The sequence below is a fragment of the Parapedobacter indicus genome, from assembly GCF_900113765.1.
In the GTDB taxonomy this organism is placed as follows: domain Bacteria; phylum Bacteroidota; class Bacteroidia; order Sphingobacteriales; family Sphingobacteriaceae; genus Parapedobacter; species Parapedobacter indicus.
The window spans coordinates 184,108-197,998 of the sequence record NZ_FOQO01000006.1 but is presented as its reverse complement, the minus strand read 5'-3'; the positions used below and the strand labels follow the sequence as shown (position 1 = coordinate 197,998).

Below are 13,891 nucleotides of genomic sequence, written 5' to 3'. Positions count from 1 at the left end.
TGCATAAGGCGATGAAAATGCAGGTTCCATGAGGCCACTAAAGAACAGATTATATTCTTATGAAGTCAAAAGTTTCAAACAGCGAAATACTTACCTACTTGCGAGAGCGAAAAAAGTCGTTAAAGAAGGAATTGGAGCAGGTTGAAAAGGTATTGAATTCGATTGATATCGATGAAAAGCCGTCTGGTAAGAAGGGCAAAAGTAAGAATAAAAAGAAGCTGGAAAAGGCCGTAAAGGCGATCCGGAAAAAGGTAGCTGAAGCTATTGAAGGCGTTAAGGGCGTTTCTGAGCCTGCTCCGGTTGAATCTGCTGCTAGCCAACCTGCTCCACCAAAGGTCGTTAAAAGCAAGCGAACCCGTTCAAGAAAAACTGTTCCGACTGCTTCCGGTACTGCGGACGTGCTGGAGACAGAAAAGCAACCCGTTAGCAGCGTCCGTAAACCACGTGTTGCAGATAAGCCGGCGAGCGCATCCGCCGTGACGACAGTTCCCGCGGTTGTGGACGAAGAAAAAAAGCCAATCCCTTCAACTTTCGAACCAAGTGGTACAATGGACGAAAAAATCCGTTATGCATTGGGTCAAAAACGCAATAGCACCAAAGAGGAATTGATCGAGTACCTCAATGGTTTGGAGCCCGATTATGGACTCTCTAAACTCAGAAAAGTAGTAGCTTTCCGGTTGAATCACTTGTTGAAAACCGGGAAAATCAAAGGAAAAGAAAGTAAAGCCGGAATTCGTTACGCGAATTAATTGCACTTTAATGGTTATAGATGCTGCACCGTTTTTGTCGGTGCAGCATTTTTATGTTAATCATCTGTTGTCAACGTAGCCAAAAAGCTTACCACATCGCGGATCTCACGTTTGGAAAGAATGGTTTTCATATCGAGCATACTCGACGGTGAAAATGTTTTCTTTTGGATTTGACTTTGGGGGATTAGCTGATCGGACTCCTGTCCTTTCCTGATCTTTACGCCGCGCTCATCCTCGCCCTGGAAGATACCGGATAGGGTTTGTCCGTTTTTCAGTTCCAGTATAACTACACCAAATCCCGGTGCAATGCGACGGCTGGGATCGATTATGGATTCAAGCAGCTGTTCATGTGTTAGCCGGTTGGCAACCCCGTTGAGGCGCGGACCTGCATTGCCACCGCGATCGTCGTATGAATGACATTTCATGCACTGCGCTTGCGAGTGCTGGAAAAAAATCCGCCGTCCTCTATCCGGATTGCCGCCCTGTAAACTGCTTGCATAGGACGCCAGCAACTCATCGGGAGAGAAATGCTGACCAATAGAATCGTAGCGCGCGATCAGCGCTTCGGAGTGCGTACTGTCTATCGCTTCACCTAACTCCAAATAAACATCGCTGCGTAGTCGGCCTTTTTCCATTTGATCCAATAAGCTGCTGAACGTGACTTGGGAGTTTTCAAGTGGCATTTTACCCAAGGTGATGATCGCAGCCTGCTTTTCTTCCGTTGTTTTAGTAGCGATGACGTTGGTCAGTAAATCGACCATTATAGGTTTAGGGATCGTCATATTTTCCAATAAATCAAGGCCTGCCACCCGTACCGATTTTTCGCGGTCGGCGAGCGCCCGTTTAATCGCCTGTTCCTGCTGTGGCGCTTCGAGTGCTACAAGTGCTTTTAGGCATTCCACGCGCATGGCGGCTGCCCGATCTTGCTTCAGGCCCGTCGCCAGTTTATCGGCTGCTTGGCTGATTTGGAGTTTGCCGATCGCCTTGGCGGCACTCAGCCTGACGGTTAATTCTCGATCGTTGAGTAGGTGGATGAAGAAATCGGCATTTTGTGCCCTTAATTCATTCACATTCCGCTCAACGGGACCTCGGTAACGGCCATCTACACGATCTACCACAGAAGGTTTTGCCCAGGTGCTAATGGCGTCCAACGCTTCCGTGCGCATCGGTGCAGGATGGCTGCTTCCTTGCACATATTGGATAAGGCGTTGTAAATTGTCCGGTTGGCCTACCCGGAGATTGGCATTGATCACTCTTCGGATCAGCGCCTCGTTGGTATAGGAGGTTGTGCCCAGTAAATTAGCGAGCGCGGGCAAAGCATCTTTGATTGACAAATCGTCATTAATTGCGCGGGCGGCTTCCGTTACGACGAACTCATCGGAATCGTCAAGAAAGTGGGCAACACCCGAATCCTCCATGCGCCGTAAGGCGACGACAGCGGCAATACGCAGCGCTCGTGAGGGGCTATTCGCTAACGCGACGATGGGTTCCGGTTTGCCGATCCGTGCCAGTGCCAGCGTACCTGCGTGGCGCAGAAAGGCATCGGCATCGTTATTTGCCTCCAACATGGCAATGATTGGCGAAATGGCGGGTTCGTATTGGATCCGTCCCAGGGCTTCTGCCGCAAAAAAGCGGGCTCGGCTATTGGTATCTTTCAATAACGGCAACAGCTCATTTCCCGCTTCTTTATAGCGGATGTCCCCCAACCACTTGGCAGCTTGGGCTCGTATTTCCGGGTCTGCATCCTTGAGCAGGGGTAGTAGTGAATTGGCGTATTGTGCGTCCGTTCGTGCCAGTTGACTGATTCCCCAAATGGCATGCACACGTGCCAACTGGTGGTCGGCCTCGGTAAGCGCCTGTTGGAATATTTTGAATCCCTTTTTGCCTCGTTTTACTAGCGCAAATTGGGCCTTTTGCCGGATACGCATGTCGTCATGCCGGAGGAGGTCACCCAGCTCTGTATTGCGCTTTTTGCTGAAGTCCGTAGCTAATAGATTTTTTACTTCTTCGCGGATGGCGGCCCACGCACCGCTTTCATCGTCCATCTTCCAGATACGGCCATAGTTGTGTGTATCCCACCCATCGATCCAATCAGCTACGTATAATGAACCGTCTGGGCCAAAATCGAGGCCAGTGGCCAATACACCGCCCAGAATCTTTTTGTGTTCACCCAATTCAAAGGTAGCGCCCTTGGGCTTCAGCTTGAAACTGTGGATCCCCGAATTGGACGGACTGCCTACGAATTCGGCAATCAAGAACGTGTTTTTGTATTTGGGACCAAGTGCTGTCCCAGGGTTGTAAACCAGTCCGGTAGGGCCGCTCACAAAATTACTGATGCAGGGCGTAATGTATGCGGCTTGCCCCTCAAAGCGGGGTAGGTACATCTTTTCATCCATCCACACCTTATAGGGGTTGTTGTCGGGATCGCGGTATTTGCCATATTGCCAATTGCTGCGCCAGCCCGCGTCCGATCCGTTAACAATATAAACCAGGCGTTCTTTTTCACCGGGGTGGTCGCCGTCGTTATCTTCGCTGATGATGTTGCCGTATTCGTCAAACACAAATTGATGCGTATTCCGGATACCATAAGCAAAGACTTCAAAATCGCTGCCGTCGGGATTGGCACGAGCTATGACACCACAGTTTGGGTATTCCCATTTTTTTCCGTCAGGTCCGGTGCCATTAAAACCGATATCGCCGATTTGCCAGTAGAGACGCCCATCGGGTCCCATTTTTATGCCTGACATGCCGTGGCCGGAAAAGCCGACGTGTATCCCATAACCATGTGACAGGGATTTCTTTTCATCCGGGATGCCATCGCCATTTTTATCGATAAGTTTCCATAAGTCAGGAGCAACGGTTACGTATAAGTCATCTCCGTCCGAAAAAACGCCTCCTGCAACGTCTGTCACCTCTTCATGGAAATCATCCACCACCAATTGCGAACGGTCGGCTACACCGTCTCCCGAGCGATCTTCCACTCGGTATACTTTTTCCCGTTCTACGGTGAGGTCGCGCCAATCGTGCGAACCATCGTCATTCAGGTCGGCAAGCCAGGTATTACGGGCACTGTTTTCGGGAGAAAGTTCGTCACGTAAAAATGCCCGTCGGTCTTCTACGGTTTGCAGGCCGATGGAAGGTATTTCCCAATCGCGGTGACCTCGGATATCAAATTCAGAGTGTTTTTGCCGGTCGGTGGTTGTGTAGAACAAGCGGCCATGGTCGTCTACGTCAATCGCGATCGGCGAGATGATCAACGAATCAACCCCCCACAGTTTCAGGGTAAGGCCGCTGTCCAGTTCTGCATTGATTTGATTTCCGATGGTTTCCGCTAACTCGGCGGCACGAGTGGGATCCATTTCCTTGGCAGGTAAAGGGCTCTTCTTGTTTCCACAGCTCCATGATAGGATGGCAGCAGCTATTGCAATAACTGTTTTATTCATGAAATCTATTTAATTCAATTCTTGTTTATGAGCGAAAGCGGTAACTGTATGACTAACGTTTTTCAATTAGTGCTGCTAAATATAGGTAGGATTGTGGGAAATAGCCATATGTATCTTCATTTTTGCATAGTCGGACTGGCGGAACATGTGAACGTAAAGCGGTTGAGTTATTCGTTAAGTGTTTTTTTAACAAAACCATAACATCCTGTACCTGATTTGGTTGCATTGCTATACTAACTTAGCTATGTGGAAAACATCGTCGACAGAGAACTGATTGCCCGGATCCGCCGATCGGATGAACATGCATTTTATGCGTTCTGTAATCGGCATTGGAAATCAATATACCTATCGCTGCTGAGCGAAACCGGAGATAAAAATGTAGCCTTCGAACAGGTAAAGGGATTGTTTGCCGAATTCTGGAATAGACGCAGGCATTTGCCTGGACTGTCAACAACGGTCGTGGAATATATCATTGCTAATGGGTTGGGAAGACCGCAGAGAAATAAACTTCCGGTTTCATGGGGGCTACTTTTCCGCGATAAACATTTAAAATATAAATGAAAAAGAGAGATGGCCTGAGTTCCGTCGAAGACTCCCAGATGATTCATCAATTGCTTATAGGTCTTCGCTACCATGTCCAAACGCAGTACCTGTTGTCATCCCGAAAAGCCAAACAACGCATCGTCGTATGGATTGCTGTGGCTGCAATGGCGTTGACCTCCATCTTTGCGGTAATAGGGTAAATCAAAAACAGCTATTTATCGCTCCGTTAACACGGGTTTAATATACCCGTATTAACTTTGGGGTGATGAACTTGAAGCGAACAACTCCTGTATTTTTGAATCACCTGCCGGACGATTCCCACGTCGTTAAACCCTTACCCCACCCAACTGGAACGTATCCCTACCGATTGAATATCCGGGAGGTACTGGGCGATGTGAGTTGGTTTTTGAAGCAGCGGATGAGTTTTCACATGGTTGGCGATACGGGAAGTTTACGGCATTCGGCATTTCAGGCACGCATCGCATCCGCACTTGCCCAACAGGCTAGTGAACATTCATCTGCTTCCGAAAAGCCGGCCTTCCTATTCCACTTGGGCGACGTCGTTTACAATCATGGTGAAGCCAGTGAATATCCGAAGCAGTTTTTTATGCCGTATGAAGAGTATCCGGCACCGATATTTGCCATTGCTGGGAATCACGATGGGGATATCAATCCAGACAGCACACTTATCTACCAGAGCTTGGATACGTTCATGGATGTTTTCTGTGATACCTATCGGCGTAAGATTATGTTTGCCGCAGGAAGTAAGCGGCTCAGTATGATACAACCGAATGTGTATTGGACATTGCAGACACCGCTTGCGCATTTTATCGGGTTATATTCCAATGTTACGAAGCATGGCACAATCACAGCGGAACAGCGTGAATGGTTTATCGAAGAACTGAGGAATGCCGATATGCATCGGCCTGACCAAGCCCTTATTGTATGCCTTCATCATGCACCGTATTCGGCGGATACCAACCACGGATCCAGTCCGGCAATGATTGCGTTTCTGGAAGAGGCCTTTAAAGCGGCCGATGTGAGACCAGATATTGTCTTTAGTGGTCACGTTCATAATTATCAGCGGTTTACCAAAACGTATGAAGATGGAAGCTCGGTTCCCTATATTGTATCGGGGGCCGGAGGTTATGCCGATTTACATCCCATAGCGTCGGTTGCAGACCCGAGGGTTGCAGATCTTGACACGGATAGACATCAGGTACGGTTGGAGAATTTCTGCGACGATCGGTTCGGCTTTCTGCAGATAACTATTGAAAGGAGGGAAAATGGATTGTTGCTGGTGGGTGAATACTATACCATGTGCCCGGATATCCGGATGCAAAATCAGCCGAAAGCCACGCTGTTTGAGCGATTTTTTGTGCCGATACGCAACAAGGCCTATTCATTTTATTGAGCAGGTAACCATAAGATAGCATAGGGTTAACATTAAGTTGCGACCGGAAATGTTTATTTGCCACTTGTTAGTAGATGGTTAATTAAAATACAAGTTGTTTTGAGAAAATTAATGTTAATTCCTGTCATGCTGGTTTCTGCCAGCGTACTGTATGCGCAATCTACCGTTACGGGTTATGTTTACGATGATGCAAACGGCAATGGCGAGCGCGACCGCCGTGAACAGGGTGTTGCTGGCGTTGCGGTAAGCAACGGAATACAGGTGGCCGCTACCGATGCGGACGGCCGGTATCAATTGCCCATTGGTGATGATAACATCATTTTTGTTGTCAAACCGGCGGGGTATACAGTACCCGTGGACGAAAATAATCTACCAAAATTCTATTACATTCACAAGCCCAATGGATCGCCTACGTTGAAATACGGTGGCGTGGAGGCGACAGGACCGCTGCCAAAGTCGGTGGATTTCCCGCTTGTCAAAAAGCAGGAGCCTGTTGAATTTACGGCCTTGATATTTGGCGATCCGCAGCCGTATACCGATGAAGATATGGAAAATTTCAATCGGGCAGTCGTGGGAGAGGTGAAAGGAATCCAGCACATTGCCTTTGGTTTGAGTTTGGGCGACCTGGTGGGCGACAATCTGTCCATGCATAGGCCTTATTTGAAGACCACGGCCCAGATAGGTGTTCCGTGGTATAACTTGATGGGTAATCACGATATGGACTACGATGCTGTGGCTGATTCGTTGGCGGATGAAACGTTTGAAGCCAGCGTCGGTCCGGCTAACTACTCTTTCAACTATGGTAACGCCCATTTTATTATATTGGACGACATTCTTTACCCCGATCCGCGGGACGAGAAAGGATATTGGGGTGGATTTCGCAAATCACAATTGGATTTTGTGGAGAATGACCTCAAATACGTCGATAAGGATAAACTGGTGGTGCTTGCTTTTCATATCCCACTGCTGCACGAAGAGGAAGGCTCGTTCCGCAATGCGGACCGTCAACGGTTGTTTGATTTACTGCGCGAATATCCGAATGTATTTTCGATGTCGGCACACACCCATCTGCAACGTCAGAATTTCTATGGGGCAGAAGATGGCTGGCACGGTGACAGGCCGTTTCACGAGTACAATGCCGGTACAACCTCTGGCGACTGGTATTCGGGCGAGCTGAACGAACAGGGGGTGCCTGTTTCGACCATGCGCGATGGTACGCCAAAGGGATATGCATTTTTAACGATCAATGACAATCAATACACCGTCGACTACAAGGTGGTTGGCCAACCGAAAGACATTCAGATCAAACTTTTCCATCCAAAGGTTGTGGCGCAGGGCCGGGGTACGCAGTCGGGTATTTTTGCCAACTTCTTCATGGGATATAAAGATGATAAGGTGGAATATCGCATTGATGACGGTGAATGGAAGCCAATGAACCACATTGAGGCACCCGATCCCGAGTTTGTCAGGTTGCTCTACCGCTGGGATACCACGGAAGCGTTGATGCCGGGACGTCGGCCCTCAAACGCGGTGGTCAGCACACACCTTTGGCGCGGCAACATACCCACCAATCTGCCCGTGGGTGAACACCGGATTGAAGTACGCGCTACGGATTTATTCGGAAGAACCTTTATTCAGCAGAGCTCTTATCGCTTGGCCGATCCGTTGTAACCATGCAAATAATTTAGTTAATAATCAACTTGACGATACGTGCGGCCGATTTCGATCGGTCGCACGTTGTTGTTTGTGTCGGATTAATTGCCGAATTTTGTAACAAGCTGCGAGCGGATAGCAAAGAGAGTCGACATGAAGAAAGACATAAAAACAATAACGGATATTAAATTATTGGTAGATACTTTCTATGCAAGCGTTCAAAAAGATGGGTTGATCGGTCCGATCTTTCATCGCGTAATTCAGGGGCGGTGGCCCGAGCACCTCGACAAAATGTACCGCTTTTGGCAGACGGTTTTGTTGGATGAGCATACCTATTTCGGAGGTCCGTTTCCCCCGCATGCGGAATTGCCGATTAAAAAGGAACATTTCAGTGCTTGGCTCGGCTTGTGGCGCCAAACGGTGGATGATCTTTTTGCGGGCGATAAGGCGGAAGAAGCTAAATGGCGGGCGGAGAAAATGGCAGAAATGTTTCTGTTCAAGATCGAATATTATCGTCAGCATACAGCTAAACCACTGTTATGACATCACTATGGAAAAGATCGGGATAAAACGAATATATGAGCCGTACGATTCAAAAGACGGATTCCGTGTATTGGTGGATCGTCTTTGGCCACGGGGTGTGAAACGGGAAGATGCCCGGATAGACCTTTGGCTGAAAGAGATTGCCCCGTCAACGGCACTACGGACCTGGTTCGGCCATGATCCTGCAAAATGGAAGGAATTCGGACAGCGGTATCGGAAAGAGCTGGGAGAAAACGATGCCGTGGAAAAACTAGTTGACCTTCTGAGAGAAAAAGATACCATAACGTTATTATATGGCGCAAAAGACGAACAGCATAATCAGGCGGTGGTACTTGCCGATTTTGTTATGGAATATGGTTCCTGACACCTTGCTCGTCAATGTATCCTTCATGTTCCCAGGTAATCTCCTGGTTTTCATACAGCTTCAAAACCGGTAAAGCGGAAACATCAAGTGTTTTGCATAATTGCTGATTTTCATCCGCATCAATGCGGACGAGCGTAACCTTATCTGCCATCTCGTTGGCTATTTTTTTCAAGTAAGGTTCCATTTTTTTGCAAGGTTCGCACCAATCGGCATAGAAGTCTACCAATACCAATTTGTCGGAATTCAGGAGGGTTTGGTATTGCGCGAAGCTCATCCCGTTTTCTGTGGTAACAGGCGCTGTTTCAGGCAGGTTGTTTGCCCGCCATTCCATCATTCCTCCGGCTAATTCAGTAATGTTTTCAAACCCGATTTCTTTTAGATGGTCCGCCGCCGCTTTGCTTCTGCCACCACTTAGGCAATAAACGAATACCGGAGTCGACGGTTCGAATTTGGAAACGTTGCGATCAAAATCACTTCCTTTCCAATCGATATTGACTGCATTTTCCAGGTGTCCTTTCTCAAATTCTTCGGGAGTCCGCACATCCAGAATCAGCGCGTTTTCTGTTTCGCTGATTTTTTCTGAAAAATCGGTAGCAGAAAGGCGGCTTGACTCCTGCTGAGTTTGCCTGCCGGTACAGCCGCCCAGTCCCAAAGCAAGGAGAAAGATTAACGCCAAGTTATTCATGCTGTGCATATTTGTAATTTATGTAATTTACAAATATGCACATTTCTTTGGAATTCTCAGACCCGTAGTGATCCACGGAATCCTCTGGCGGCATAGTAAGACTCAGCACCGTTGTGGTAGATAAAGACTCTTCCGAAGCGGAAATCACCAAAGATGGCACCACCGAGCGCCCGGATATCGGCGGGTGTTTCCACCCAGCTTGACGTCTTGGTATCAAATTTCCCAAGTTGCTGCAATGACCGGTATTGTTCTTCAGTTAAAATGTCTATGCCCATTTCAGCTGCCATGTCCAGTGCGGTGTTTTGGGGTTTATGTTCTTTTCTGAATTCCCAGGCTGCCCGATCGTAGCAGAGGCTTCGACGTCCTTTGGGGCTTTCCGCCGAACAATCGAAAAAAATATACTCGTCTGTTTTCCCATCGTGGCCAACTACGTCGGGTTCACCGCCCGTTACTTCCATTTCATCGAGTGTCCATAGTTTTTCGGGATCAGCTAGTAACTTTGCCTCCACATCGGCCCATTGAACACCTTTATGGCGGTTCATGTTTTTCTCAAAACGGGTTTTCAGCGTATCGAGTAGCTCTTCACGTTGTTCGGGTAGCAGTTCTTTTTTGTCGTTCGTCATTTGAATAGGAGTTTGTTTGTTAAGCGATAGCGTCTATCTTTCTGGTTGCGGGTCTGAAGTACCAGGATAGGATGGTTAAGACGAGCAATAAGGTCGGTCCGAAGAGCTCTTTCGCACCATTCCCGGCGACTAAATGAGAAAAAATGGCGCCGGACATGGCAAAGAAGAAGCCGGCGTATGCCCACTCCTTAAGCAATGGGAATCTGGGGATAAGTATGGCTATCACACCCAAAAATTTCCAGATTCCAAGAAGGGTAAGTATGTAGGCAGGGTATCCCAGCTGTGTGATGTTTTCTACTTCTTCTTTTAGTTTGATTAACTGGACGATTCCAGTCGAGAGCATTCCCAGTGAAAGCCATGCGGTGGCAATCCAATAGATGATTTTAGTGCGTTTTGTCATGATAAGTTAGTTTAATTGGGCTACAACTTCCTGTAGCCGGTTATGTGCCATATTGATGCCTTGTGCAAAAGGTAGTTGGAGCAACTGATCTCTATCTGCCACAGACCTGAATACAATATGCATCGTGAGTTTGCTGGTATCGCTTGTAAGTTCTTCAAACTCCAAGAATTCAAGCTGCGTGGCAAAGGGGGTATTGTCCATTTCAAAAGTCCGTGTGATTTTTTGATTCGGTACTACATCATGGATAACTCCGTTGGATTGAAATACAACATTTCCCTGTGCATCGCTGGTTTCGAATCGCCAGCTGCCATGTTTTCTGTTTTCCAGTTTCAGCACTTTCGTTCCCATCCATTGTTCGACGATTTCAGGTACTACATACGCTTTGAAAAGCAACGCTACAGGTAAATCAAATTCCCGGGTTATCAGCAATTCCTGCTTTCCTTCTTCGGCGTGTATTTTTGTTTTTCGTTCCATACTTATTGTTCTGATTGGTGTTTTTTCATTACTGCTTCCAGTTTATTGAACCGGTCATCCCATAAGTTTCGGAAGGGTTCAATGAAATCCGCAATTGCTTTCATTTTTTTTGGGTTTAACTGATAATAAATCTCCCGGCCGTTTTGCTCTTGCCGGAGTATTTCACATTCCGTGAGGATTTGTATGTGCTTGGAGATGGTTTGTCTGGAAGACGTGAAATTTTCGGCAATTGCGCTGGGTGTCATGGCTTGGAGCGCAACCAAGGTAATAATTGCTCTCCGGGTGGGATCGGCGATGGCTTGAAATACATCTCTTCGTAATTCCATTGTGCAGTTATTTGACTGCAAATATATATGCAGTTATTTAACTGCGCAAATTTTTTTTGTTTTTTTTAAGATGATGCATTGGAGAGGTTCCGAACGAGCAGTTAGCAACTGTTTGGTTAGTTTATCTGTATTTTTAAAAGTACTTTTTTTTTCAAAGTTAAATAGAAGTTTTAAATTTGTGAGTGTTGGAGGAAATTATTTCGGAAGTATATGGCCCATTTTGTAGACAAGGATTCGATCGTACGCAGAATATGGGGAAGTGGCGATACCATTCTGATGATTTTTGCCGGTGCAGCAGCTGAGTTTGCGTTGAACAAAGCCGTCGACTGGCTTTATTTTACGGGACGCCTTCCTTCTGATCCACTTAAACGTTTGTTTTCGACCGTTTTTTACGCGCGCCAAATTGTATTTGCTGAGCGGGAAAAGGCCTTACTTGCCATTGATAAGATTTCGGGCATTCATAGGGAGGTCGAGAGGCAACGCGGAAGGAATATTCCGGATTGGGCTTACCGAGATGTGCTATTTATGTTGATTGATTACTCCATCCGAGCGTATGAGCTGTTGGAAAGAAAATTAAGTCGGAATGAAAAAGAGGAAGTATTCAACGTTTTTTACCGCGTAGGATTACGCATGCAGCTTCAAGGCCTGCCTTTAGATTATCAGCAATGGCTAGCTATGCGGGCTTCTGGTTTGCATGAAAACCTATTAAACGGTCCGTTCACTAAAGATCTTTATCAGCAGTATCGAAAACATTTGGGATGGTTCAGGTTTTTGATCCTAAAACAAATGCAAACGCTCTTGGTGCCCGGAAACGTAAACGTACTGTTAGGACTTGGGAAGAGCGCATTTGCAGCGGGCCTACTGAATGTATACAAGTTTAGTGCCGTATTCCGGATGAAAACCCTGCTGAAAAATGCGATATTACCCCCGGCGTATAAAAAGGAGATCGCAGCATTGGATCGTTTTTTCAATAGCTGACAATAAGATTGAAATAATTTATCAGACCTGGTAAGTGGCTTGGCTGTTGAAATAGCATGTAACTTCTGGGAAAATTTTAATCTAATTGTTATGACCGCCATAGGAAAAACAAGATGGATAACGGACACGCTGTTGATTATTGTCTGCTTGGTATTACCCCATACAGGGATATTCCCCATGTTTACCTACGTTCTGGTGATATTGCCGTTGATTTGGGGATATTTAAAATTTTATGGAGAAAACTTCTCATCTATCGGATTTAGGTTCAAGGACCTTACGCTGAATTCATTTTTGGTAGGAGGAAGTATCGGAATTGCGTACGGCTTTTTTTCGCTATGGATCGCTGCTCCACTTCTTTCGCTGCTGGGATTTGCGCCACCTAACCTTACTGATTTTGATTTTGTGAGAGGTAATATCATCAGCCTGCTGTGCTTAATTGCGGTAGCTGGAATATTAGTGATTCCGTATGAGGAGATTGTTTTCAGAGGTTTTATTTTCACCCGTCTCAGAGTAATGTTTGCTGGCAGCAAATGGCCCTTTTGGACCTCCGGATTATTACTGAGTGCATTGTTTTCAATGTATCATTATCAGGAAGGGTGGGGTGCGATGCTAAGTATTTTTGTTGGCGCTGTTTTCTCCGTATGGATGTATAGCGTCTTCAATGGAAATCTATGGTACTTAATTTTCTTCCATATTCTATACGATGTAGTGATGCTTTCTGCCATCTATTTAAATTACATATGACTCCGTCAAGAAGCATCGTTAAGAAACGTAACGATTAAGCTTATTTGTCGTCAAACAGCAGACATGATTTGCGAAACAAAGCGATTTAGCATTTGATAGACGCCACAAAAATAATAGCTGATAACGATCTGGAATTGTTCGTTAAGGAAATTTTTGTTCTCGAAGAACCGACTGCTTCCCGAGACACTACGCTTACTTTTTTTGCGGATGGTTATCCGGGAGTCGTATACCTGCAGTTCGAAAAGGGATTTCTACTTCCCCGGAAGAAAATACTCAGCCCATTTTTTCTATACGGCCAGATGATCGCACCTTACGAGCTTTCAATCAGAACACCCTACTTAATGATTGTCTTTCAGCTATATCCTTCCGCCGCCAAATTGTTATTTGATATCGATACCAAGAAACTGAATGATGATTGTGCCGACCTTTCAAAGATCAAAGGGGTAGCAATCGAAAACCCATTAGGCGCGCTAACCACTCCTTCTGCAATAAAGCTGAAAACAGAGAACATCGCCAAATTCCTTTCTGAACTTGCCCGGGAAAAGGGAATGGAAGAATACCGGAAAATAGAGCAGGCCATTCAAATGATCCAGGACCATAAGGGGTTGATCGCCGTAAATGAACTGGCAAGTCGCCTGAATACCACGGAAAGAACGTTGCGAAGAAAGTTCAATCATTACGTTGGGATATCGCCGAAAAAATTTGCAAAGATCACACAATTCCAAACCTCGTTGGATCAGATTGCCACGGGAGGCTATTCGAAACTGACCGATGTAGTCTACGAAAACGGTTATGCCGACCAATCGCATTTTATACGGAACATCCGGAAATTCACAGGGAAAAAACCCTCGCAGCTAAAAAAATCACAATAGGCGCTTTGTCCGATTTGTTCAATTTCTGGCTTTACCGACCCTATATTTTTGTCGATAGTTTTTTAAATAGAAAAAGCAAA

The 13,891-nt window shown here is 46.4% G+C and carries 16 protein-coding genes; 10 read left to right on the top strand and 6 right to left on the bottom strand.

Features of this window, described 5'->3' with window-relative positions:
- Positions 1–59: 59 nt before the first annotated feature.
- A complete protein-coding gene (locus tag BMZ56_RS13665) occupies positions 60–749 on the top strand; it encodes a hypothetical protein (protein ID WP_090627621.1) in 690 nt (229 codons plus the stop codon).
- 56 nt (positions 750–805) lie between these two features.
- Here BMZ56_RS13665 and BMZ56_RS13660 read toward each other — a convergent pair whose 3' ends face one another.
- Positions 806–4,192 (bottom strand): HEAT repeat domain-containing protein, encoded by a 3,387-nt coding sequence (locus BMZ56_RS13660; protein ID WP_090627619.1) that lies wholly within the window; start codon positions 4,190–4,192, stop codon positions 806–808.
- 246 nt (positions 4,193–4,438) lie between these two features.
- Here BMZ56_RS13660 and BMZ56_RS13655 point away from each other — a divergent pair, with 246 nt between their 5' ends.
- The 6 genes from BMZ56_RS13655 to BMZ56_RS13630 all read left to right on the top strand — a co-directional run bounded on the left by BMZ56_RS13655 (position 4,439) and on the right by BMZ56_RS13630 (position 8,709).
- Positions 4,439–4,753: an RNA polymerase sigma factor gene (locus BMZ56_RS13655; protein ID WP_090627617.1), complete on the top strand. Its 315-nt coding sequence runs from the start codon at positions 4,439–4,441 to the stop codon at positions 4,751–4,753.
- Entirely contained in the window at positions 4,750–4,935 is a 186-nt protein-coding gene (locus BMZ56_RS13650; RefSeq protein ID WP_090627615.1) for a hypothetical protein, read from the top strand. The genes BMZ56_RS13655 and BMZ56_RS13650 overlap by 4 nt, the downstream gene beginning before the upstream one ends.
- 65 nt (positions 4,936–5,000) lie before the next feature.
- The gene (locus tag BMZ56_RS13645) at positions 5,001–6,149 is read left to right on the top strand and encodes a metallophosphoesterase family protein (protein WP_090627613.1); all 1,149 of its coding nucleotides are present in this window, start codon (positions 5,001–5,003) and stop codon (positions 6,147–6,149) included.
- Between the two features lie 99 nt (positions 6,150–6,248).
- Positions 6,249–7,820, top strand: coding sequence for a calcineurin-like phosphoesterase C-terminal domain-containing protein (locus tag BMZ56_RS13640; RefSeq protein ID WP_245893225.1), 1,572 nt, complete (start codon positions 6,249–6,251; stop codon positions 7,818–7,820).
- A gap of 135 nt (positions 7,821–7,955) precedes the next feature.
- On the top strand, positions 7,956–8,345 hold the full coding sequence (locus BMZ56_RS13635; RefSeq protein ID WP_090627610.1) for a group III truncated hemoglobin: 390 nt from the start codon (positions 7,956–7,958) through the stop codon (positions 8,343–8,345).
- A 7-nt stretch (positions 8,346–8,352) separates the two neighbouring features.
- Positions 8,353–8,709 carry a DUF488 domain-containing protein gene (locus tag BMZ56_RS13630; RefSeq protein WP_090627608.1) on the top strand — a complete coding sequence of 119 codons (357 nt, stop codon included), beginning with the start codon at positions 8,353–8,355 and terminating at the stop codon, positions 8,707–8,709.
- Here BMZ56_RS13630 and BMZ56_RS13625 read toward each other — a convergent pair.
- The 5 genes from BMZ56_RS13625 to BMZ56_RS13605 are packed head-to-tail and all read right to left on the bottom strand — an operon-like array spanning position 8,690 to position 11,217.
- On the bottom strand, positions 8,690–9,394 hold the full coding sequence (locus BMZ56_RS13625; protein WP_090627605.1) for a thioredoxin domain-containing protein: 705 nt from the start codon (positions 9,392–9,394) through the stop codon (positions 8,690–8,692). The genes BMZ56_RS13630 and BMZ56_RS13625 overlap by 20 nt on opposite strands.
- A gap of 56 nt (positions 9,395–9,450) precedes the next feature.
- Positions 9,451–10,017, bottom strand: a complete 567-nt coding sequence (locus BMZ56_RS13620; RefSeq protein ID WP_090627604.1) for a DUF4256 domain-containing protein — start codon at positions 10,015–10,017, stop codon at positions 9,451–9,453.
- 19 nt (positions 10,018–10,036) lie between these two features.
- Positions 10,037–10,417, bottom strand: a complete 381-nt coding sequence (locus tag BMZ56_RS13615) for a DoxX family protein (protein WP_090627602.1) — start codon at positions 10,415–10,417, stop codon at positions 10,037–10,039.
- A gap of 6 nt (positions 10,418–10,423) precedes the next feature.
- The gene (locus tag BMZ56_RS13610; protein ID WP_090627600.1) at positions 10,424–10,891 is read right to left on the bottom strand and encodes an SRPBCC domain-containing protein; all 468 of its coding nucleotides are present in this window, start codon (positions 10,889–10,891) and stop codon (positions 10,424–10,426) included.
- 2 nt (positions 10,892–10,893) lie between these two features.
- Positions 10,894–11,217, bottom strand: coding sequence for an ArsR/SmtB family transcription factor (locus tag BMZ56_RS13605; protein WP_090627598.1), 324 nt, complete (start codon positions 11,215–11,217; stop codon positions 10,894–10,896).
- Positions 11,218–11,427: 210 nt separating this feature from the next.
- Between BMZ56_RS13605 and BMZ56_RS13600 the strand changes: the two genes are divergently transcribed.
- The 3 genes from BMZ56_RS13600 to BMZ56_RS13590 all read left to right on the top strand — a co-directional run bounded on the left by BMZ56_RS13600 (position 11,428) and on the right by BMZ56_RS13590 (position 13,811).
- The gene (locus BMZ56_RS13600) at positions 11,428–12,195 is read left to right on the top strand and encodes an oxygenase MpaB family protein (RefSeq protein WP_090627596.1); all 768 of its coding nucleotides are present in this window, start codon (positions 11,428–11,430) and stop codon (positions 12,193–12,195) included.
- Between the two features lie 90 nt (positions 12,196–12,285).
- Entirely contained in the window at positions 12,286–12,939 is a 654-nt protein-coding gene (locus BMZ56_RS13595) for a CPBP family intramembrane glutamic endopeptidase (protein ID WP_090627594.1), read from the top strand.
- A gap of 92 nt (positions 12,940–13,031) precedes the next feature.
- Positions 13,032–13,811 carry a helix-turn-helix domain-containing protein gene (locus BMZ56_RS13590; RefSeq protein WP_090627592.1) on the top strand — a complete coding sequence of 260 codons (780 nt, stop codon included), beginning with the start codon at positions 13,032–13,034 and terminating at the stop codon, positions 13,809–13,811.
- Positions 13,812–13,891 lie beyond the last annotated feature (80 nt).

Excerpts from the sequence above, each read along its gene's own strand:
- BMZ56_RS13635 (WP_090627610.1), top strand. The coding sequence starts at position 7,956 with ATGAAGAAAGACATAAAAACAATAACGGATATTAAATTATTGGTAGAT.
- BMZ56_RS13630 (WP_090627608.1), top strand. The coding sequence starts at position 8,353 with ATGGAAAAGATCGGGATAAAACGAATATATGAGCCGTACGATTCAAAA.
- BMZ56_RS13625 (WP_090627605.1), bottom strand. The coding sequence starts at position 9,394 with ATGAATAACTTGGCGTTAATCTTTCTCCTTGCTTTGGGACTGGGCGGC.
- BMZ56_RS13610 (WP_090627600.1), bottom strand. The coding sequence starts at position 10,891 with ATGGAACGAAAAACAAAAATACACGCCGAAGAAGGAAAGCAGGAATTG.
- BMZ56_RS13605 (WP_090627598.1), bottom strand. The coding sequence starts at position 11,217 with ATGGAATTACGAAGAGATGTATTTCAAGCCATCGCCGATCCCACCCGG.
- BMZ56_RS13620 (WP_090627604.1), bottom strand. The coding sequence starts at position 10,017 with ATGACGAACGACAAAAAAGAACTGCTACCCGAACAACGTGAAGAGCTA.
- BMZ56_RS13665 (WP_090627621.1), top strand. The coding sequence starts at position 60 with ATGAAGTCAAAAGTTTCAAACAGCGAAATACTTACCTACTTGCGAGAG.
- BMZ56_RS13660 (WP_090627619.1), bottom strand. The coding sequence starts at position 4,192 with ATGAATAAAACAGTTATTGCAATAGCTGCTGCCATCCTATCATGGAGC.
- BMZ56_RS13600 (WP_090627596.1), top strand. The coding sequence starts at position 11,428 with ATGGCCCATTTTGTAGACAAGGATTCGATCGTACGCAGAATATGGGGA.
- BMZ56_RS13650 (WP_090627615.1), top strand. The coding sequence starts at position 4,750 with ATGAAAAAGAGAGATGGCCTGAGTTCCGTCGAAGACTCCCAGATGATT.
- BMZ56_RS13595 (WP_090627594.1), top strand. The coding sequence starts at position 12,286 with ATGACCGCCATAGGAAAAACAAGATGGATAACGGACACGCTGTTGATT.
- BMZ56_RS13615 (WP_090627602.1), bottom strand. The coding sequence starts at position 10,417 with ATGACAAAACGCACTAAAATCATCTATTGGATTGCCACCGCATGGCTT.
- BMZ56_RS13645 (WP_090627613.1), top strand. The coding sequence starts at position 5,001 with ATGAACTTGAAGCGAACAACTCCTGTATTTTTGAATCACCTGCCGGAC.